This window comes from uncultured Maricaulis sp. (assembly GCF_947259345.1).
Lineage (GTDB): Bacteria > Pseudomonadota > Alphaproteobacteria > Caulobacterales > Maricaulaceae > Maricaulis.
Genome location: NZ_CAMYLS010000015.1, coordinates 39,010 through 57,583 on the forward strand (window position 1 = coordinate 39,010; position 18,574 = coordinate 57,583).

Annotated in this window: 22 protein-coding genes and 1 riboswitch; of the genes, 11 read left to right on the forward strand and 11 right to left on the reverse strand. The window is 62.5% G+C overall.

Features of this window, described 5'->3' with window-relative positions:
- Positions 1–4: 4 nt before the first annotated feature.
- Together Q0X62_RS07520 and Q0X62_RS07525 are read left to right on the forward strand one after the other, a co-directional pair.
- The gene (locus Q0X62_RS07520; protein ID WP_297733515.1) at positions 5–469 is read left to right on the forward strand and encodes an NfeD family protein; all 465 of its coding nucleotides are present in this window, start codon (positions 5–7) and stop codon (positions 467–469) included.
- Between the two features lie 136 nt (positions 470–605).
- The gene (locus Q0X62_RS07525) at positions 606–953 is read left to right on the forward strand and encodes an energy transducer TonB (protein WP_297733518.1); all 348 of its coding nucleotides are present in this window, start codon (positions 606–608) and stop codon (positions 951–953) included.
- A gap of 113 nt (positions 954–1,066) precedes the next feature.
- Here the strand turns inward: Q0X62_RS07525 and rnhA are convergent, their stop codons facing one another.
- Genes rnhA through ispH form a run of 3 tightly spaced genes read right to left on the reverse strand, consistent with a single transcriptional unit; the run spans position 1,067 to position 2,886 of the window.
- Entirely contained in the window at positions 1,067–1,510 is a 444-nt protein-coding gene (rnhA, locus tag Q0X62_RS07530; protein WP_297733521.1) for a ribonuclease HI, read from the reverse strand.
- A complete protein-coding gene (locus Q0X62_RS07535) occupies positions 1,507–1,926 on the reverse strand; it encodes a DUF1801 domain-containing protein (protein WP_297733524.1) in 420 nt (139 codons plus the stop codon). The genes rnhA and Q0X62_RS07535 overlap by 4 nt, the downstream gene beginning before the upstream one ends.
- 9 nt (positions 1,927–1,935) lie before the next feature.
- Positions 1,936–2,886 (reverse strand): 4-hydroxy-3-methylbut-2-enyl diphosphate reductase, encoded by a 951-nt coding sequence (gene ispH / locus Q0X62_RS07540; protein ID WP_297733527.1) that lies wholly within the window; start codon positions 2,884–2,886, stop codon positions 1,936–1,938.
- A 119-nt stretch (positions 2,887–3,005) separates the two neighbouring features.
- On the opposite strand from ispH, the gene Q0X62_RS07545 reads away from it, so the two are divergent.
- On the forward strand, positions 3,006–3,584 hold the full coding sequence (locus tag Q0X62_RS07545; protein ID WP_297733532.1) for a hypothetical protein: 579 nt from the start codon (positions 3,006–3,008) through the stop codon (positions 3,582–3,584).
- A gap of 4 nt (positions 3,585–3,588) precedes the next feature.
- On the forward strand, positions 3,589–5,355 hold the full coding sequence (argS, locus tag Q0X62_RS07550) for an arginine--tRNA ligase (protein WP_297733535.1): 1,767 nt from the start codon (positions 3,589–3,591) through the stop codon (positions 5,353–5,355).
- A 70-nt stretch (positions 5,356–5,425) separates the two neighbouring features.
- Here argS and Q0X62_RS07555 read toward each other — a convergent pair whose 3' ends face one another.
- Positions 5,426–5,806: a DUF559 domain-containing protein gene (locus Q0X62_RS07555; protein ID WP_297733538.1), complete on the reverse strand. Its 381-nt coding sequence runs from the start codon at positions 5,804–5,806 to the stop codon at positions 5,426–5,428.
- A gap of 265 nt (positions 5,807–6,071) precedes the next feature.
- On the opposite strand from Q0X62_RS07555, the gene Q0X62_RS07560 reads away from it, so the two are divergent.
- Positions 6,072–6,458 carry a hypothetical protein gene (locus Q0X62_RS07560; protein WP_297733541.1) on the forward strand — a complete coding sequence of 129 codons (387 nt, stop codon included), beginning with the start codon at positions 6,072–6,074 and terminating at the stop codon, positions 6,456–6,458.
- A 114-nt stretch (positions 6,459–6,572) separates the two neighbouring features.
- Here Q0X62_RS07560 and Q0X62_RS07565 read toward each other — a convergent pair whose 3' ends face one another.
- Complete coding sequence (locus tag Q0X62_RS07565) at positions 6,573–8,087, reverse strand: serine hydrolase domain-containing protein (protein WP_297733544.1); 1,515 nt, start codon at positions 8,085–8,087, stop codon at positions 6,573–6,575.
- 256 nt (positions 8,088–8,343) lie between these two features.
- Positions 8,344–8,433, forward strand: a riboswitch (glycine riboswitch).
- A 180-nt stretch (positions 8,434–8,613) separates the two neighbouring features.
- On the opposite strand from Q0X62_RS07565, the gene gcvT reads away from it, so the two are divergent.
- The 5 genes from gcvT (at position 8,614) to Q0X62_RS07590 (ending at position 13,695) form a co-directional block, all read left to right on the forward strand.
- The gene (gcvT, locus tag Q0X62_RS07570; RefSeq protein ID WP_297733547.1) at positions 8,614–9,711 is read left to right on the forward strand and encodes a glycine cleavage system aminomethyltransferase GcvT; all 1,098 of its coding nucleotides are present in this window, start codon (positions 8,614–8,616) and stop codon (positions 9,709–9,711) included.
- Between the two features lie 36 nt (positions 9,712–9,747).
- Positions 9,748–10,113, forward strand: a complete 366-nt coding sequence (gene gcvH, locus Q0X62_RS07575; protein WP_297733550.1) for a glycine cleavage system protein GcvH — start codon at positions 9,748–9,750, stop codon at positions 10,111–10,113.
- A gap of 13 nt (positions 10,114–10,126) precedes the next feature.
- Complete coding sequence (gcvPA, locus tag Q0X62_RS07580; protein ID WP_297733553.1) at positions 10,127–11,470, forward strand: aminomethyl-transferring glycine dehydrogenase subunit GcvPA; 1,344 nt, start codon at positions 10,127–10,129, stop codon at positions 11,468–11,470.
- Position 11,471: 1 nt separating this feature from the next.
- A complete protein-coding gene (gcvPB, locus tag Q0X62_RS07585; protein ID WP_366946120.1) occupies positions 11,472–13,061 on the forward strand; it encodes an aminomethyl-transferring glycine dehydrogenase subunit GcvPB in 1,590 nt (529 codons plus the stop codon).
- Between the two features lie 328 nt (positions 13,062–13,389).
- Complete coding sequence (locus Q0X62_RS07590) at positions 13,390–13,695, forward strand: hypothetical protein (RefSeq protein ID WP_297733559.1); 306 nt, start codon at positions 13,390–13,392, stop codon at positions 13,693–13,695.
- A 19-nt stretch (positions 13,696–13,714) separates the two neighbouring features.
- On the opposite strand, the gene gdhA is transcribed toward Q0X62_RS07590, so the two are convergent.
- Positions 13,715–15,061, reverse strand: a complete 1,347-nt coding sequence (gene gdhA / locus Q0X62_RS07595; protein WP_297733562.1) for an NADP-specific glutamate dehydrogenase — start codon at positions 15,059–15,061, stop codon at positions 13,715–13,717.
- A 213-nt stretch (positions 15,062–15,274) separates the two neighbouring features.
- Between gdhA and Q0X62_RS07600 the strand changes: the two genes are divergently transcribed.
- Positions 15,275–15,781 (forward strand): DNA starvation/stationary phase protection protein, encoded by a 507-nt coding sequence (locus Q0X62_RS07600; RefSeq protein WP_297733565.1) that lies wholly within the window; start codon positions 15,275–15,277, stop codon positions 15,779–15,781.
- A 90-nt stretch (positions 15,782–15,871) separates the two neighbouring features.
- Here the strand turns inward: Q0X62_RS07600 and Q0X62_RS07605 are convergent, their stop codons facing one another.
- From Q0X62_RS07605 to Q0X62_RS07625, 5 genes are all read right to left on the reverse strand, one after another.
- Positions 15,872–16,420: a F0F1 ATP synthase subunit B gene (locus Q0X62_RS07605; protein ID WP_297733568.1), complete on the reverse strand. Its 549-nt coding sequence runs from the start codon at positions 16,418–16,420 to the stop codon at positions 15,872–15,874.
- Positions 16,421–16,423: 3 nt separating this feature from the next.
- The gene (locus Q0X62_RS07610; protein ID WP_297733570.1) at positions 16,424–16,993 is read right to left on the reverse strand and encodes a F0F1 ATP synthase subunit B'; all 570 of its coding nucleotides are present in this window, start codon (positions 16,991–16,993) and stop codon (positions 16,424–16,426) included.
- 77 nt (positions 16,994–17,070) lie between these two features.
- Complete coding sequence (locus Q0X62_RS07615; RefSeq protein WP_075189057.1) at positions 17,071–17,295, reverse strand: F0F1 ATP synthase subunit C; 225 nt, start codon at positions 17,293–17,295, stop codon at positions 17,071–17,073.
- A gap of 57 nt (positions 17,296–17,352) precedes the next feature.
- Positions 17,353–18,129 (reverse strand): F0F1 ATP synthase subunit A, encoded by a 777-nt coding sequence (locus Q0X62_RS07620; protein WP_366946126.1) that lies wholly within the window; start codon positions 18,127–18,129, stop codon positions 17,353–17,355.
- A gap of 71 nt (positions 18,130–18,200) precedes the next feature.
- A complete protein-coding gene (locus tag Q0X62_RS07625) occupies positions 18,201–18,527 on the reverse strand; it encodes an AtpZ/AtpI family protein (RefSeq protein ID WP_297733581.1) in 327 nt (108 codons plus the stop codon).
- Positions 18,528–18,574 lie beyond the last annotated feature (47 nt).

Here is an 18,574-nt window from a genome sequence, read left to right on the forward strand (position 1 = left end):
TGTCATGATGGATTTGTGGATGTCGGTCTTTGACCGCATGAATCTCTGGGCCTGGTGGGCGATTGCCGGCGTGATCCTGATCGCCGAATTGCTCACCGGCACGACCTATCTGCTCTGGCCTGCCGCGGCGGCTTTCCTGACCGGCTTTGTCGCGATGGAGATGCTGGGTGTGAGCTGGCCGGTCCAGTGGGCCGTCTTCGCCATCCTGTCGCTGGGCTTGTTATGGGTCGGAGACCGCTGGGTCCGTCCGGCCATGAAGGCCGGTTCGGTCTTCGGCCTGAATGACCGCTCCTCGCGGATGATCGGTCAGCGGGTCACTGTTGTCAGCGATTTTGTCGCCGGCCGCGGCCGGGTCAAATATGGTGATGGCGAGTGGGCGGCCGAGACGCCGGACGGGACCGATCCGGTCGCTGGATCAACGGTGACGGTCAGCGCGGTGAACGGTGTCATGCTCACAGTTGTTTCGTGAGTGAAGTAAAAGGGCGGATCTGATCATACGATATGATCGGATTCGCTCGACTTTTAGCGATTCCAGCAAGCTGGCAGAAATTTCACAGGCTTACACCCTCGCTCGTCTTTGCCATCAACAACGCCGAGTGAGCGCCATGAAAAAGCAAATCCTTTCCGCCCTTGTCTGCATCTCTGCCATCGCCGCCCCGATTGCCCTGACCGCGCCGGCTGCTGCCAACAACACCACGACCCGTGAATCTGTTGAGCTGGTCGCGCCGGAATATCCGCGTGGGGCCGAGCGTCGCGGCATTGAGGGCACGGTACGCGTGTCCTACTCGATCGACGCCGATGGCCGAGTGGTCAATGCTGAAGTCGTCGAAGCCACGCCGGAAGGGGTCTTCGACCGCGCCGCCCTGGCAGCCATCGAAGCCTGGCGTTATGCGCCGGCCGCGGCCCAGACGGACGGCCATTCCCGTGAGCTGGAATTCCGCCTGAACGACTGATTGTCGGACCGGTCAGCTGGTTCCTACCCTTTCAGCTGATTGTCCCGAAAGGCCGCGGTGGTGACACCGCGGCCTTTTCTTTGTTCCAGATACCTGACGCACGTCGCGGGCAACTAGCTTCCGCGCGCCTCGGCCAGCCCTTCGCGCGCCAGCTCGTCGGCCCGCTCATTGCCCGGGTCACCGGCATGGCCCTTCACCCAGCGCCAGTCGATCGTGTGCGCGCGGGTGAGGTCGTCCAGGCGTTGCCACAGATCGACATTCTTCACCGGCTTTTTGTCGGCGGTCTTCCAGCCGCGCTTTTTCCAGCCATGGATCCATTTGGTGATGCCGTCGCGCAGATAGACGCTGTCCGTGATCAGGATAACCGAGCGGTCGGCCTTTTTCAGCGCCTCGAGCGCCTGGATGGCGGCCATCATCTCCATGCGGTTATTGGTCGTGTCGGCCTCGCCGCCCTTGAGTTCCTTGCGGTGGCCATTCCATTCCAGGATGGCGCCCCAGCCGCCCGGTCCCGGATTGCCGGAACAGGCGCCGTCGGTATGGATGGTGATCGTGCTCACAATGGGTATTTCTTCGCCATGTCGTCGAGGCCGGCGCGGATGATCTCTTCCAGGACCGCCATGTCCACATCGGCCAGCTTGTTGATGTAAAGACAGGATTTGCCAAGCTTGTGCTTGCCGAGGCGGGCGAGATGAGCGGAGTAATCGCTGTAACCGGGCATGATGTAGACGACCATGTTGGCCTTGCGCGGGGAAAAGCCCGTGCGCATGAAGTCGCCCTCGCGGCCGCTCTCATATTTGTAGTGATAGGTCCCGAAACCGATGATTGCCGGACCCCACATTTGCGGCTTCCAGCCGGTGATGCGTTCCATCAGGGCGAGCAGGGTGCGGGCATCCTCACGCCGCACGGGATGCTCGACGGCTTCAACATACTCGGCGGGTTTGATCGCGGTGGGTTGGGTCTTGTTTTCGGCCATTGAATGTCCTCAGGCGACAGCGCGGGGCAGTTTGAAAACGACATCCTCATCGGTGACGCGGATATCTTCCAGCTGCACATCATAGCGCTCGCGGAAGGCATTGATGAGCCCTTCGACGAGATCTTCCGGAGCCGAGGCGCCGGCGGTGATGCCCACCGTGCGGATCGACCCGATGGTCGACCAGTCGACATCAGCGGCACAGGACACAAGCCGGGCATCGCCGGCGCCGGAGCGCTGGGCGACTTCGACCAGGCGCACCGAGTTGGACGAGTTCGGCGAGCCGATCACGAAGACCAGGTCGCTGCGCGGGGCCATTGCCTTGACCGCCGCCTGGCGATTGGTGGTGGCGTAGCAAATGTCTTCCTTGTGCGGGGCCTTCATATCGGGAAAGCGGGCCTGCAGACGATCGACAATGGCCGAGGTGTCGTCCACCGAAAGCGTGGTCTGGGTGACAAAGGCAATGTGCTGCGGATCGCGCGGCGTGAATCGGTCTGCATCCTCGACGGTTTCGACCAGGCTGATCGCCCCGTCAGGCAATTGCCCCATTGTGCCGACCACTTCGGGATGGCCCGCATGGCCGATCAGAACGATCTCATCGCCATTGGCGAAATGGCGTTGGGCCTCGACATGGACTTTCGAAACCAGCGGGCAGGTCGCATCGACATAGATCATCTCGCGGCGTTCGGCCTCGGCCGGTACCGTCTTGGGCACGCCATGGGCGGAGAAGACAACCGGGCGGTCATTCGGACACTCATCGAGCTCCTCGACGAACACCGCGCCTAGGGCTTCCAGTCGTTCGACGACATGCCGGTTATGAACGATCTCGTGGCGCACATAGACCGGCGCGCCAAAGCGCTCGATCGCCCGCTCGACGATCTGGATCGCGCGGTCGACGCCGGCACAGAAACCGCGCGGTGCGGCGCGCAATATGGTCAGCGGGGGGCGGGGTGTCGCAGTCACGCTTGTGTCTCCTTCAGCGATGGCGTTGCGGAAGCGGCATCTCCATCGTATGACCGTGGTAACAAAGAGCCCGGTCCCAAGCCAGCGACCGGGTCTGTTTCCAGGACAGGTAGTACATAATGTCGTTCAAATCCGTGCGTTCTCTTGCCGCAATGGCTGCCTTGGCCGGCCTGCTGTCGTCCTGTCAGTCTGTGGGTCGCGTCTTCTCTGATCCCGAGCCGAATATCGGCCCGTGCCCGTCTGCCCTGTCCCTGTATGACGCGCACCGCATTGTCGAATTCCACGGCAGTGACGTCGTCTATGAGAATGTCGGTTTCACCGGCGAAGTGCTCGCGGTTCGCTCCCTGTGCAGCTATTACGGCGATCGCCCGATCCTGGCCAATCTGGAAATCGATTTCGGCTTTGGCCGCGGTCCCGCGGCCCAGGGCCGTGAGCGGACCTATGAATTCTTCGTCGCGGTGACCCGCCGCGACATGGCGGTCATCGAGAAGGAAATCTTCCCGGTCCGTGTCCGCTTTGATGCCGACCAGGATCGCGTCTTCCTGACCGAGACCATCGATGCCATCTCCATCCCGCGCGCCGATGAAGGCACGTCGGGCGTCAATTTCGAAATCCTCGTCGGCTTCGAGCTGACCCCGGAACAGATCGCCTTCAACCGCTCCGGACAGCGTTTCCGCGTGGCGGCCGGCCAGGACTAGACACATGCCTTCTATCGCCGATCAGCTCAGCGCCGTGCTGGGCGACGCGTTTGCTTCCCTTGGGCTTCCGCGTGAGCTGGGCCGTGTGACCCCGTCCAAACAGAATCCGGAAGTCTTCCCCTTCCAGTGCAATGGCGCCATGCCGGCGGCCAAGCAGGCGAAGTCGAATCCGCGCGAGATCGCGGGCAAGCTGGTCGACTTTCTGCACGGTCTGCCGCAGATCGGCGCGGCCGAGATCGCCGGCCCGGGTTTCATCAATCTGCGTCCGGCCGATCATCTCTATGGTGAGCGCGCGGCGGAGATCGCTGCTGACGAGCGCGCCGGCGCGCCGGTTACCGAACAGCCAAAAACCGTGATGATCGATTTTGGCGGCCCGAATGTTGCCAAGCCGATGCATGTCGGCCATTTGCGCTCCTCCGTGCTGGGCGACAGCCTGCAGCGCTTGTTCCGCTTCCGCGGTGACAAGGTGGTGTCCGACATCCACCTTGGCGATTGGGGCCTGCAAATGGGCCATCTCATCACCGAGCTGCGCGAAGAACAGCCTGACCTGGTCTATTTCGACGCCGACCATAAGGGCGACTACCCGTCCGAGCCGCCGGTCAATATCGAGGATCTCGCACGGCTCTACCCGCAGGCCTCGGCCAAGGCCAAGGCGGATGCGGCGCGTCTGGAAGTCTCGCGCACGGCGACCGCCGAGCTGCAAGCCGGTCGGGCCGGCTATCGCGCCCTGTTGCGCCATTTCATTGAAGTGTCGGTCGCCGCGCTGAAGCGTGATTTTGGTGCGCTGGGCGTGCATTTCGACCTGTGGAAGGGCGAGAGCGATGTCGATCCGCTCATTCCCGGCCTGGTCGAGGATTTCAAGACGCGCGGTGTGGCCGAACAGAGCGAAGGTGCCTGGGTCGTGCGGGTGGCCCGTGACGGCGACAAGAAGGAACTGGCCCCGCTTATCCTGGTCACGTCGGGCGGTGCCTCCCTCTACGGCACGACTGACCTCGCCACCATTCTCGATCGCAAGCAGTCGGTCGGCCCGGACCTCACCCTCTATGTCGTCGACCTGGCCCAGTCGGACCATTTCGAACAGGTCTTCCGCGCCGCCGAGAAGGCCGGCCTCGCCGCTGAGGGCGCGCTGGAGCATGTGAAGTTCGGCACGGTCAACGGCAAGGATGGCAAGCGTCTTCGCACCCGTGATGGCGGGACGTTCCGCCTTGCCGACCTGATCTCCAGTGCCATCGAGCGCGCCGATGAACGCCTCAAGGAGGCGGGGCTCGCCGCGGATGTCGGCGCCGAAGAGCATGGCCGCGTCGCCCGCATGGTCGGGCTGGCCGCGATCAAATTCGCTGATCTGCAAAATTACCGCACCACGAATTACGTCTTCGATCTGGACCGTTTCACCAGTTTCGAAGGCAAGACCGGTCCTTATCTTCTCTATGCCGCGGTGCGCGTGAAATCGCTGATGCGCCGGGCCGAAGAGGCGGGCGTGACGCCGGGCAAGATCGCCATAGACGCCCAGGAAGAGCGCGATCTCCTGCTGGCGCTCGACGCGTTCGGCGCCGCCCTCGACCAGGCCATCGAGAACCGCGCCCCCAACGCCATCTGCGACCACGCCTTCACCCTGGCCCAGGCCTTCTCGAAATTCTACGCGGCCTGCCCGGTCCTCGTGGCGGAAGACGACGCGGTGAAAGCCTCCCGCCTGGCGCTGGCGGAAGCGACGCTGAAACAGCTGGAACTCTGTCTCGACCTGCTGGGCCTGGAAGCACCGGAACGGATGTAGGTCATACCCTTCCTTCTCCCTCGGGGAGAGGGTGGCCCGAAGGGCTGGATGAGGGGGCGCGCGGCCCATTCTACCGCCGCGCGTCCGGATTTTTCGGATGAACCGCGTAGTGGACCGTCTCGCCGATCACCTCCATTACACTGTCAATATCGGCCAGGATGGCGTGGTTCCAGAAGCGGAGAACCTGATAGCCGCGATGCTCCAGGAAAGCCGTACGCTCCGCGTCTTGGGATTCGGTCTCACCGTGCTGGCCGCCATCGGCTTCAACGATCACGCGGGCTTCGCGCGAAGCGAAATCGGCGATGTAGGGACCAATTGGCACCTGCCGCCGAAACTTCACGCCGAGGAGGTTGCGATTGCGTAGTCGCGACCAGAGGCGCGCCTCTGCGGGTGTTTGCGCCTTGCGCATGGACCGCGCGAGATGCCGGTTCTTGAGGACGGTGTGCGTCATCCTGCTTGCTCCGGGGCTTCCCCCTCACCCGGCCTTTGGCCACCCTCTCCCCTAGGGAGAGGGAAGGTGAATGCGCTCAATCTAATACGGGACCATGTCTGTGTGGCGTGATTTGGCTCACTCCCTTCCTTCTCCCTTAGGAGAAGGTGGCCCGCAGGGCCGGATGAGGGGGAGTCCTCAGGCGGAACTGTCTCCCCCCGAACAGGGGAGGGCAGAGGCCGGTAAATGCGCTAGGCTGGCGCCTGTTCAATGAGGAGATACCCTGATGATTGTCAGCCTGATCGCCAGTCTTGCCAGCCTTGCCGCGACCGAATTCCCCGATGATCCGGAGCAGTTTTCTGCCTGGATGCAGCAATCCTGTCAGGTCCAGCAAATGCGCCGGTCGGGTGGTGAGCCATCCGATCACGAGGCCTTTTGCAGCTGCCTTGATGGTGCGTTGAGCGCGGGCCTGTCGCCCGCCGCCTATCGGGTCATCGCGCTGGGCTCTCAGGGCGCGATCCAGGGCGAGGCCATGGTTGATGACTGGGAGGCCGCGCGTGATGCCGCAGCGACCGAAGTTGCGACCCTGGATCCCGAGGAACAGGCGGCGATCCAGCCGGCGCTTCAGTCCGGTCTCGGTATCTGTCTGCCCATGTCCTATCAGGGCGAGTAACCGGGCGCCGGTCAATCGCCCCGAAGGCGCAATCGCCCTGGCAAGGAGCAGACAGCTTGAGCTCTGCCCCCTCCTTGCAGGTTGAAAGCGACGTAGCGGATGTAGGCGCCGGTGCTATTGCGCACCAGTTTCCAGTTCGGCGATACGGGTCCGGGCATTCTCGCACCAGCCGCATCCGCCGTCGTCCGGCGCCAGCGTCAGCGATGTGCGGAAAGCTGAGAGCGCGGCCTCGGTATTGCCCAGCGCGAATTGCCCTTCACCGAGGCTGTCATACAGATTGCCATCGCCCGGGAAGAGCGTGGTGTTCAACTCGAACAGGGCGACGGCCCAGTCACCGCGTTCTTCACCCAGCAGATAAAAGCCGACCCGGTTGAGAATGCGGCGGTCGCTGAGCTCGCGCCCGGAAATCATTTCCAGGTGCGCGGGCAGATCGGCGACCCGCTCAACTGGCTGGCTCTGGCTGAACTGGTTGATCAGCGTATAGGGCGAGGCGTGAACCGGGTTGGCCTCGTAGGCCGGGTCTACCAGCATGCGACGCACCACCGGGCCCATGCGATCCGCGGCGGGGCGGCTTTCATTGGTCCAGTGCATGATCAGAATGTCGTCTGCCGGATAGCGGCGGATCGTGGCATTGAAGAGCCCGTTCGAGCCGGCATGATTGACGGGCATTCCCTCGGATCCAGTTTCCACGATCCAGCCATAGCCATAATGATCCGGATCGCCTGCTTCCCAAGGGACATGCGGTGCCTGCATCTGTGCGGTGGATTCCGCGGATAGAATAGTGCCGTCCTGCAGCGCGCGGTGCCATTTGCCCATGTCGACAAGCGTTGTGTAGAGGCCGCCATTGCCCAACATGTGCCAAGAGACTTCCTCTTCGCGCCACCGGTCGATGAAGCTGCCGATATCGGCCCGTTCAGGGTCCAGGAAGCCATGGAAATACATGTGCGCCAGGTCTTCATCAGCCCAGTCGCGCTGGCGATAACCGGTCTGGTCCATCCCGGCCGGGTCCAGAACTGCCTCGATCAGGAAGTGTTCATAATCCGTGCCGCTGACGTCCTCGATGATCGCGGCGAGAACTGTGTATCCGGCATTGCTGTATTCCAGCGACGTGCCCGGCTCACGGCTCAGCGGACTGGCAAACAGCGCGGCAAAGAAATCTTCGCGTGACTTGTAGGGGCTGTGATCGCTGCCTTCATAACCGCCGGTATGGTCCGACAGGCCGGACGTGTGCGTCAGCAGCTGGTGGATGGTAATACCGGTCTTGTCTGCAGGCAGATCGGCAAAATACCGATCCAGTGTATCATTGACGCTCAGCTGGCCGCGCTCCTCGAGTACCAGTATGGCCGCTGCGGTGAACTGTTTGGTCAGCGAGCCCATGTCGAACACGCTTTCCGGCGTTGCGGGATATTGCGCGCCGCGATTGGCCAGTCCGTACCCGGTTGAAATGAGGGTTTCATCACCGATCGTGACCAAGAGGCCGCCGGCCGAGCCAACCGCCTCTGCCGTGGCGATATAGTCCGTGATGCGCCGCTCTGTGTCCTCGTTGATCGTCACGATCTGGGCGAATGCCGAAGAAGAAATGAGTGAGGTGGCCGCCAGAAGACTGGCCGCAAAAATCTTGAAAGACATGAAACTATCCCGGGTTTGTACGCTGCTGTGATGTGAGCGGGACGCGATTTGGATGCAATCGGGACTCAGCGGGCTGCAGTCTCCGTACCTTGTCTGGGGAAGCAGTGTTCGCTTTATCCGTTTCCGGTCTTCCCCTGTCCTGTCAGGGCGAGTAATTCCTCACGATTTTACCGCCGCCCGCGATTGACTCTCGGGCCCGGAATCATAGAGTCCGCGGCAATCGCAAAACCCGCATGAAAGCGGGCGGAGCGGGACCAAACTCCCCGCGGGAGAGACCGGCGAATATGCCGGCGCCGAAGGCGCAACCGCCCCGGAAACGCTCAGGCCAAGGGACCGCGGGAGAGACGAACGCTGGAAAGCGGGTGAGGGATCAGTCCCTTGCCCCACCGACGGAGCAAGTGCGGCCGGTCCCGATCGGGGGGCATTAGCGGCGCGCACGGAATCTCTCAGGTATTCGGGACAGCGGGGGCGATCAGCTTGCAGGCCTTGCCGGGCGTGCAGGATCGCACCTTTGCAAGGACCCGACATGACCGAAACGCTTCACAAGACACCGCTCCACGCCCTCCATGTCGAGCTTGGCGGCAAGATGGTGCCCTTCGCCGACTATGACATGCCGGTGCAATACCCGCTCGGCATCATGGGCGAGCACAGGCATTGCCGCGACAAGGTCGGCCTGTTCGACGTCTCCCATATGGGCCAGGCGCGCTATGTCGGTGACGAGGCGGCGCTGGAAGCCCTTTTGACCTGCGACCTGACCGAGATCAGCGCCGGCGAACAGAAATACACCCTCCTGCCCAATGAGCGCGGCGGTATCCGCGACGACCTGATGGTCTCGCGCCCGGATGGCAATGGCATTTACCTGGTCGTCAATGCCGCCACCAAGGATGCCGACTTCGCCCATATCGAAGCGGCCACGGCCGGCAAGGGCACACTGACCCGCATTCCCGAGCGCGCGCTTCTCGCGCTGCAGGGTCCGGCGGCGAAGGATGTCATGGCGCGGCTCTGCCCGGAGGCCTGCAAGATGGTCTTCATGCAGTGCGGCGTGTTCACGCTGGACGGCGTCGAGGTGATGATGTCGCGCTCGGGCTATACCGGCGAGGACGGGTTCGAGATTTCCATCCCCGCGGCCGAGGCCGACCGCATTGCGCGCCTGCTTCTGGCCCAGGACGAAGTCGAGGCCATCGGCCTTGGCGCCCGCGACAGCCTGCGCCTGGAAGCCGGCCTCTGCCTCTATGGGCACGACATGGACGAGAACCGCACGGCGGTCGAAGCCTCCCTGATCTGGGCCCTGGCCAAGACACGCCGGGAGCGTGGGGATTTCCCGGGCGCTGACGTGATCGCCAAGCAGATCGAAGAGAAGACCTGCCAGAAGCGGGTCGGCCTGACGCTGTCCGGCGCGCCGGCCCGCGAAGGCGCCGAGATCGCTGACAAGTCCGGCAATATCATCGGTGTCGTGACCTCCGGCGGCTTCGGCCCGACCGTGAACGGTCCGGTCGCCATGGGCTATGTGGACCGGGACTTCATGCAGCCGGGCACCGAAGTCGACATTCTCGTGCGCGGCAAGGCGCGCGCCGCCACCATCACCAAATTGCCGTTCGTACCGGCGAATTTCTATCGGGGCTGAGGCCCGACCATCTTTCTGGGGCAGGAGATTTAACCCATGACCACGCGTTACACTGAAGACCATGAATGGATCACCGTTGACGGCGATATCGCCACTGTCGGCATCACTGCCTACGCAGCCGGCCAGCTGGGCGATGTCGTCTTTGTCGAATTGCCGGAAGTCGGCAAGTCGCTGAGCAAGGGCGACGAGTTCGCCGTTGTTGAGTCGGTGAAGGCTGCCTCGGAAGTCTATGCCCCGGTCGATGGCGAGATCACCGCTATCAATGACGCGCTCGAAGGCGAGCCGGCCAAGGTCAATGAAGACGCCACCGGCGAGGGCTGGTTCGTCAAGATCAAGCTCGCCGACGCCTCCCAGCTCGACGGCCTGATGGACGAAGCCGCCTACACCGCACACACCGCATAAAAGGGAAGACCCTATGCGATACCTCCCCCACACAGATACCGACCGGAAGGCCATGCTCGATGCGATCGGCGTGGCCTCCATCGACGACCTGTTCACCGATGTGCCGGAAGCGGCGCGTCTGGATGGTCTGATCGACCTGCCGACCAAGCAGGGCGAATTGCAGGTCGAACGGGCCCTGTCGGCCATGGCGTCGCGCAATATCGCCGCCAGCCAGGCGCCCTTCTTTGTGGGGGCAGGTGCCTACAAGCACCATATTCCCTCGACCGTGGATCACCTGATCCAGCGTTCCGAATTCCTGACCGCCTATACGCCCTACCAGCCGGAAATCTCCCAGGGGACCTTGCAGACCCTGTTTGAATTCCAGACCCAGGTCGCGCTTCTCACCGGCATGGATGTGGCCAATGCCTCCATGTATGACGGCTCCACGGCCTGCGCCGAAGCGGTCATGATGGCCGCCCGCGTCACGCGCCGGAACAAGGCTGTCATGGCCGGCTCGGTCCACCCGCATTATGTCGAGGCCTCGCAGACCCTGGCCAAGTATTCCGACGTCTCCATCTCTGTGACCGATGCGGCGCCGGCCGATCTGGATGCCGTGATTGCCGAGATCGACGACACGACCGCCTGCGTCGTCATCCAGACGCCGGACATTTTCGGTCGCCTGCACGATCTGCGCGAAGTCTCCCGCATCGCCCATGAAAAGGGCGCGCTGGTCATCGCTGTTTTCACCGAAGCCGTGTCGCTGGGCCTGGTCGAGGCGCCGGGGAATATGGGTGCGGACATCGCTGTGGGTGAGGGCCAGTCGATCGGCGTCGGTCTGAATTTCGGCGGGCCCTATGTCGGCCTCTTTGCCTGCAAGAATGATCGTCGTTTCATCCGCCAGATGCCGGGCCGTCTGGCTGGCGAGACCATCGATGCCGATGGCCGCCGTGGTTATGTGCTGACCCTGTCGACCCGCGAGCAGCATATCCGCCGTGACAAGGCGACGTCGAATATCTGCACCAATGCCGGCCTGTGCTCGCTGGCCTGGACCATCCACATGACGCTCTTGGGCGAAAAGGGTCTGACCACGCTGGCCCGTCTCAATCACGAGACCGCCTGTGAGCTGGCCGATGCGCTGGGCTCCATCCCGGGCGTGGAAGTGGTCAATGACAGCTTCTTCAACGAGTTCACCCTGTTGCTGCCGAAGAATGCGGACCAGGTAGTGAATGAGCTGGCTCATGTCGGCGTGCTGGGCGGTGTCCCCGCCAGCCGCCTCTATCCGGGTCGGTTCGAGAATTATCTCATCGTCGCCGCGACCGAAACCAACACGCCGGAAGACATCGCTGTCTTCGCGAAGGCTCTGGCTGGAGTGCTGTAAGATGGGCATGAACACACAAGGACGTCCCACCCGCATGGCCGGGAATATCGCCCCCGATAATCTGGCAACCGGTGGCTATGCCGACACCATCTCCGGCAGCCGCGGTCTCGACCAGGCCGAGGCGCTCATCTTCGAGCGCGGCGCCATGGATCGCTGCGGTGTCGACCTGCCAGAACCCAAGGGTCTCAAGACCCGCCTGGGCGGCCAGGAGCGCAAGGGCGAGATCGGCCTGCCCGGCCTCGCCGAGCCGGAGACGATGCGTCATTATGTGCGCCTCAGCCGGAAGAATTACGCCATCGATCTGGGCCTCTACCCGCTCGGCTCGTGCACGATGAAGCATAATCCGCGTCTCAATGAGAAAGTCGCGCGTATGCCCGGCTTCGCCGATGTGCACCCGCTGCAGCCGGCCTCGACCGTGCAAGGCGCCTATCAGCTGATGGGTGAGCTCTCGCATTGGCTGATGACGCTGACCAACATGCCCGCCGTCGCCCTGTCGCCGAAAGCCGGTGCCCATGGTGAATTCTGCGGCATGATGGCGATCCGCGCCCGTCTGGACGCGGATGGCGAAAGCAATCGCCGCCGTGTCCTGGTGCCCGAAAGCGCCCATGGCACCAATCCGGCCACCGCGGTCCAGTGCGGCTTCACCGTGGACGAGATCCCGGCCGACAAGACCGGCCGTGTCGACATGGAGGCCTTCAAGGCCAAGCTCGGTGATGATGTCGCCGGCATCATGCTGACCAATCCCAATACCTGCGGCCTGTTCGAGCGGGATATTCGGGAAATTGCCGACCTGATCCACGAAGCAGGCGGCTATTTCTACTGCGACGGCGCCAATTTCAACGCCATTGTCGGCCGGGTCCGCCCGGGCGATCTTGGCGTTGATGCGATGCATATCAATCTGCACAAGACCTTCTCCACCCCGCATGGCGGCGGTGGCCCGGGTTCCGGCCCGACTGTGCTCTCCGAGGCGCTCGCGCCCTATGCGCCGGTCCCCTATGTCGTCGAGAACGGCAAGGGCGGCTGGGAGCTGGTCGAGCACATGGACGATGCTGAGGGCGATCCCTTTGGTCGCATGGCGGCCTTCCATGGCCAGATGGGCATGTTCACCCGCGCGCTCACCTACATGATGAGCCATGGCTCGGATGGGCTGAAACAGGTCGCCGAGGATGCGGTGCTCAACGCCAATTACATCCAGGCCCGCCTCAGCCATGTCATGACGGCCGCCTTCGAAGGCACTTGCATGCACGAGGCGCTGTTTGACGACCGCTTCCTAAAGGACACAGGGGTGACCACGCTCGATTTCGCCAAGGCGATGATCGATGAGGGTTATCACCCGATGACCATGTATTTCCCGCTGGTCGTCCATGGCGCCATGCTGATCGAGCCGACCGAGACCGAATCGATGAGTGGCCTCGACCGCTTCATTGACGTGCTTGAAGCGCTCGCCACCGCGGCCAAGGAGGGTGACACCGACCGCTTCCTGGCGGCCCCGGTGCACGCGCCGACCAAGCGCCTGGACGAGACGCGGGCTGCGCGCCAGCCGGTCCTGCGCTGGACTGCGCCGACCGATACGGTCGAAGCCGCAGAATAGGCCTGCCTTGATCCGGGATCGCCGCGGCGGTGATCCCGGATGACAGGCGGCTAGATCGCCGGATAAATTATTCCCACTTTCACGGTCGTGGCCCGCCTGCGGCAGTGCAGCAGCGAACCGGGTGTGCGGAACCCCCTTTCCTGCAATGCCGGTTCGTGAAACCGGTGCGCAGATACAACATGCCGAAGGCGAGTGACAGCGGCCGCCCGAATTTCGGCGCTTTTGTCTCGCATTGGGGTGATGTTTACGCGTTTATGGTTGTCTGTTCGTCCGCGCGTCCCATATCGGAGATGCGCCCCGACGAACGGGGTTGGAGATGGTTGCAGCGATGAATGAGAGCCTGAATGGTTGGGCCAAGAGCCACCCGATCGGCGCCTTTGTCGTGCTGATCATCCGTGGCTTTTGTATCGCCATCGGCCTTGTCCTGATGGTGCTCTCGGTCCCGATTGCCATCCTGACACCTTTTCCACTCGTACCGATCGGCGCCTTTGTCGGCCTCTTTGGCCTGGTCCTTGTGGCCGGCGCGTCCAAGACGCTGCACAGCAAGATCACCGACCTGCTGCGCAAAGTGCCCTGGCTCTGGAAGCGCGTGCGCTGGGCCTTCGGCGAAAAGGATACGGATCCGGCCGAATAGTCGGGCCGGCGCGGTACAACTAGCCCACGCCCTGAGCGATCATCGCCTCTGCCAGCCGGTGGAAAGCGGCAATATTGGCACCGGCCGCATAGTCGCCCTCGCGCGGTGCCGCCTCGCAGCATTGCTCGAAGATATGGCTCATGACATTGCGCAATTCGTCGTCAAGCGCGGACGGGTTGAGCGCGGAGAAGCGGGCATTGCGCGCCATTTCGAACCCAGAGACCGCGACGCCGCCGGCATTGGCGGCCTTGGACGGTGCATAGACCAGACCCTCGGCCTCGCGCAGGAATTTCTGGGCCTGGGCGGTGGAAGCCATGTTGGAGCCCTCCGCCACCATCCAGCAACCCGTCTCCGCCAATCGGCGGGCGTCGGCCTCGTCGAGCTCGTTCTGGGTTGCGCAGGGCATGGCGATATCGCCATCGACCTCGAAGGCCGACAAGCCGTCATGCCAGCTGGCGCCAACCTCGCCTGCGAGCCTCGACAGATCACGCTCGCCCGCCGCGCGGGCTTCGCGAAGGCTTAGTATGGCCGCGTGGTCTGCACCGTCCTTCCAGATCAGCGTACCGGCGCGACCGGACAGTGTTTTGACTTTGGCGCCCTGGGCAATCAGGCATTCGGCGGCATGGCTGGCGACATTGCCACTTCCCGAGACAATCACGCTGTGACCCTCCATCTCCTTGCCGACGGCCCTGGCTGCGAGCGCCGCAAAATGGACAAGGCCATGGCCGGTGGCCGCTTCGCGCACCGGCGATCCACCCCAGCCCGTTCCCTTGCCGGTCAATGCGCCTTCAAAGGCATTGCTCATGCGTCGATACTGGCCGAACAGATAGCCGATCTCCCGCGTGCCAACATTGATGTCGCCCGCGGGTATGTCGGTGCGGGCACCGATATGCGGAGCCAGGCGCGTCATGAAAGCCTGGCAGAAACGCATGATTTCCTGCTCGCTGCAGCCACGCGGATCAAAATCGGCACCGCCTTTGGCGCCGCCGAGCGTGAGCGGTGTCAGCGCGTTCTTGAATGTCTGTTCCAGTGCCAGGAATTTGAGCTCGGACTCATGGACATCACCATGGAAACGCAGGCCGCCCTTGTAGGGGCCAAGCACATCGCTGTGCTGCACGCGCCAACCGCGATTGAGCGCGATCGAGCCGTCATCCCGGGTCCAGTTCACCTTGAAGCTGATGATGCGATCCGGCGCCATCAGCCGCTCGATGACCCGCCAGTCTCGATAGCGCGGTGATTGTTCGATGACCGGCCAGACGTCGACAGCGATCTCCCGCAATGCTTGCAGATACTCGCCGTCCTCGTGATGGCCCCTTTCGGCGGCCTCGAGAAAAGAGTTCAGGTCGATAGGTGTGTTCTTTGTCATGCCGATAGAACTAATCACAAATATTCTGTCGACAATGAGAGTGCTGCGATCGGACTACAAAATTTTTTCCAATAAGGCGATCAAAAGTCGGCAGCAAAGGTAATGGGCATGTTTCGGATCTTTGCTTGTCTTGTAAAAACGTTCGGTACCCGCTGTTGAAATTCGTGAGGTGATTACTATTTGGGGATTATCGCAGCACTCAAGGAGGTTTTCATGTCCAGCGCATTGAAAGCGCGTTCCGAGACGATCCCCGTGTCCAGCAGTGTCAGCGCGGAGGACCGGACAGCGGTTGCCAAGGGAATCGCCAAGGCCCTCAGCAGCACCTACGTCCTTTATCACAAGACCCATGGCTTCCATTGGAATGTCACGGGCCCGCTTTTCTACAGCGTACACAAGCTCACTGATGATCAGTATCAGGACCTCGCTGCCGCGGTTGACGATCTCGCAGAACGCATTCGTGCTCTGGGTGCGGCGGCGCCGATGGGGCTGGAGGGGTATATCGATCAGAGTGTCGTCGAAGACGTGAATGACTTTCCCAATACCGGCGAAATGGTCAAGCAATTGGCGCGGGACCACCTCGCCGTAGCCGATCAGATGCGCGAAGTTGTTGCGCGCGCTGACCAGGCGCAGGACGTCTATTCGGCTGATTTGCTGACCGCTCGCATTGGCGTTCACGAAGAAGCGGCCTGGATGCTCAACGCGATCGCCGTTGATGGTTGATCCGGGACGTTACGCGGCTCAAGTCACCGGCAATAAAAAGGCCCGCGGCGCATACCGCGGGCCTTTTCGCATTTGCTTCGACCGAAAGGCCTAGTTCAGCTGGCTGCCAACACTCTTGATGTCAGCATCGACGATCTTGTTGAGGTCGGTTTTCTTCAGCTGGGTCTTGAGGATTTCCTCGGCCGCCTGGGCTGCGAGTTCGGCAGCGGCCGCTTTGACCTCCGCAGCAGCCTGGGCCTCAGCCTGGGCGATGCGCTGCTCGGCCATGGCGGTGCGGCGTTCCAGACGCTCCGTCATTTCCTTGCGGGCTTCGGCCTTCAGCGATTTCGCCTCGGACTTGGCCTGGGTGATGATGGCTTCGGCTTCGGCTTCCGCCTCGCGCTGCTTGCGCTGATAGGAGGCCAGCATTTCCGCGGCTTCCTCGCGCAGGCGCTTGGCATCTTCCAGCTCCGAGGAGATGGCATCAGCCCGGTCATCCAGGGTCTTGGCGATCGTCCTGTGAACACCCATGCGCAGGAGCAGGGCGAAAAAGACGAGCAGCGCCAGGAAAGCGTAGAAGGACGGGTCACCCGGTTGGGCGGCCAGCCACTCCATCACACCACCTTCGCCGTGTCCGGTTTCTTCTGCACGGATCATCATGGACTAGGCCTCCTTCGCCTTGAGCAGGCCGTCGACGGTCTTGCCGGCATCAGCCTCGGAGATTTCGACGCCGGCCAGGGCTGCGACAGCCGCGGAGGTCGCGGTGGTGGCAATGCCGCGGACCTCGGCGAAGGCCTTGTCCTTGGCCTTGCGTATGGCCGCTTCGGCATGCTCCTGCTTGGTCGCCAGTTCGGCTTCCACGCCAGCGGTTTCCTTGGCGATCTCGGCGTCCAGCGCCTTGCGCGTATCGGCCGCGATGCCGTGCGCCTTGGCGCGGGCTTCAGCGAGCGACTTCTCATACGCTTCGCCGGCCGCCTCGGCATCAGCCTTGGCCTGGGCAGCAGCGTCAAGATCGTCCGCGATGCGGTCGCGGCGGTCTTCAATCGTCGTCTTGATCTTCGGCAGAATGAAACGATCCAGCGCGACGTACAAAATCACGAAGAAGATCGCCAGCCAGAAGAGCTGCGACGCGAAATAGGTCGGGTCGAAGGGCGGAAACACGCCCGAGTCTGCATGATCGGTAGCAGAGTCGGCGACGTGTTGGGCCACTTCTGAATGCGGTGCGTGCGTCATGGGACGCCAGCTCCTCTAATCAGGTGGAGCGAAGAAGGAGTGAGGCCGCGCCGGGTGACGCGGCCACAACTCATTGATCAGGCCACGAAGAGCAGGATCAGAGCGATGAGCAGCGAGAAGATGCCCAGGGCTTCCGTCACGGCGAAGCCGAAGATCAGGTTGCCGAACTGCGACTGGGCAGCCGACGGGTTGCGCATGGCGCCCTGCAGGAAGGAACCGAAGATGTTACCCACGCCGATTGCAGCGCCGAGCATGCCGAGGCAAGCGAGGCCAGCACCGATGTATTTGCCCATTTCTTCCATATCAAAAACTCCTTTGAGGGGGCTGTATCAGGTTGTTGCGGTTGTGACGCCTGCGGATCAGTGACCCGGATGCAGGGCGTCGTTGAGATAGATGCAGGTCAGGATCGCGAAGACATAGGCCTGCAGGAAGGCGACCAGGAATTCCAGCGCCGTCAGGCCCAGCGTCATTGCGAAGGGGAAAATACCGGCCAGATAGCCCGGCAGCTCGCCCCAGCCCATCGAGGCCGAACCGGCCGCCATCATGACGATGAAGCCGGCGAACACCTTTAGCAGGATGTGCCCGGCCAGCATGTTCGCGAAAAGACGGACCGAGTGGCTGATCGGACGGGACACGAAGGAGATGATCTCGATCAGGGTCACGAAAGGCAGGATGAAGATCGGCACACCGGACGGCACGAAAATCCGCAGGAATTTCGCACCATTCTTGAAGACGCCATAAACAATGACGGTCAGCCAGACCAGCATCGCCAGGGCGACGGTCACGATCAGATGGCTGGTAATGGTGAAGGAGTGGGCACCCGGCGCCGGGAAATAGGGGAACATGCCGAGCATGTTGGCGACCAGGATAAAGATAAAGAGCGTGAAGACGAAGGGGAAGAAGCGCAGGCCTTCCTGTCCGGCGGTCGATCGGACCATGTCGGCGACGAAACCATAAATGATCTCCGCTACGGACTGGGCCCTGTTCGGCACCAGCGCCCGGCTCGACATGGCGACGGCGAAGAGCACAATGGTCAGGACCGCCGTCAGCATCATGAAGAAGCTGGAATTGGTGAAAGCCAGATTCAGACCGAAGGCCTCGAAGGGGAAAACTTCGTGGACTTCGAACTGCTTGATCGGGTTGGTGTCTGCCACGCCCGGCCTCTTTCATGTCTTGCGGCTAGAGCCGTCTTGAACCCGCGAAACCGTCAGGCGTCATCGCCGTTCGATTCCGAACTTATCTCGCTAGCGGCGCGCACCACATTGAGAGTGCCTGCCGCGAAACCCAGCATCGTACCGATGATCAGTCCGAAAGGACTGATTCCGGCGAACACGTCGAGCACATAGCCCAGTACGCCGCCAACCAGCACGCCGCCGAAGAATTCCGACCCGTAACGCATGCCCAGCGACCAAGCGGAGCTGGGCTGTTTTCCAGCCGGTTCCTGGTGCTTGCCGCGCGTCGCATCAATGCGCTGCTGCAGCTCGTCCAGGTCGGCTCGTGAATGGGTGCGCGGGTTGTCGTCTTCGCCTGACATGTTGGACCGGTCTGCCTACGGAAGAAGAGCCCCCCACAGGCGCGCGC

Bases quoted from the DNA above. Each gene is read 5' to 3' on its own strand.
- argS (WP_297733535.1), top strand. From the start codon at position 3,589: ATGCCTTCTATCGCCGATCAGCTCAGCGCCGTGCTGGGCGACGCGTTT.
- gcvH (WP_297733550.1), top strand. From the start codon at position 9,748: ATGACCACGCGTTACACTGAAGACCATGAATGGATCACCGTTGACGGC.
- gcvT (WP_297733547.1), top strand. From the start codon at position 8,614: ATGACCGAAACGCTTCACAAGACACCGCTCCACGCCCTCCATGTCGAG.
- Q0X62_RS07535 (WP_297733524.1), bottom strand. From the start codon at position 1,926: ATGGCCGAAAACAAGACCCAACCCACCGCGATCAAACCCGCCGAGTAT.
- Q0X62_RS07520 (WP_297733515.1), top strand. From the start codon at position 5: ATGATGGATTTGTGGATGTCGGTCTTTGACCGCATGAATCTCTGGGCC.
- gdhA (WP_297733562.1), bottom strand. From the start codon at position 15,061: ATGACAAAGAACACACCTATCGACCTGAACTCTTTTCTCGAGGCCGCC.
- Q0X62_RS07560 (WP_297733541.1), top strand. From the start codon at position 6,072: ATGATTGTCAGCCTGATCGCCAGTCTTGCCAGCCTTGCCGCGACCGAA.
- Q0X62_RS07525 (WP_297733518.1), top strand. From the start codon at position 606: ATGAAAAAGCAAATCCTTTCCGCCCTTGTCTGCATCTCTGCCATCGCC.
- gcvPB (WP_366946120.1), top strand. From the start codon at position 11,472: ATGGGCATGAACACACAAGGACGTCCCACCCGCATGGCCGGGAATATC.
- Q0X62_RS07625 (WP_297733581.1), bottom strand. From the start codon at position 18,527: ATGTCAGGCGAAGACGACAACCCGCGCACCCATTCACGAGCCGACCTG.
- Q0X62_RS07545 (WP_297733532.1), top strand. From the start codon at position 3,006: ATGTCGTTCAAATCCGTGCGTTCTCTTGCCGCAATGGCTGCCTTGGCC.
- Q0X62_RS07605 (WP_297733568.1), bottom strand. From the start codon at position 16,420: ATGATGATCCGTGCAGAAGAAACCGGACACGGCGAAGGTGGTGTGATG.
- Q0X62_RS07600 (WP_297733565.1), top strand. From the start codon at position 15,275: ATGTCCAGCGCATTGAAAGCGCGTTCCGAGACGATCCCCGTGTCCAGC.
- Q0X62_RS07610 (WP_297733570.1), bottom strand. From the start codon at position 16,993: ATGACGCACGCACCGCATTCAGAAGTGGCCCAACACGTCGCCGACTCT.
- Q0X62_RS07555 (WP_297733538.1), bottom strand. From the start codon at position 5,806: ATGACGCACACCGTCCTCAAGAACCGGCATCTCGCGCGGTCCATGCGC.
- Q0X62_RS07565 (WP_297733544.1), bottom strand. From the start codon at position 8,087: ATGTCTTTCAAGATTTTTGCGGCCAGTCTTCTGGCGGCCACCTCACTC.
- Q0X62_RS07590 (WP_297733559.1), top strand. From the start codon at position 13,390: ATGAATGAGAGCCTGAATGGTTGGGCCAAGAGCCACCCGATCGGCGCC.
- Q0X62_RS07615 (WP_075189057.1), bottom strand. From the start codon at position 17,295: ATGGAAGAAATGGGCAAATACATCGGTGCTGGCCTCGCTTGCCTCGGC.
- gcvPA (WP_297733553.1), top strand. From the start codon at position 10,127: ATGCGATACCTCCCCCACACAGATACCGACCGGAAGGCCATGCTCGAT.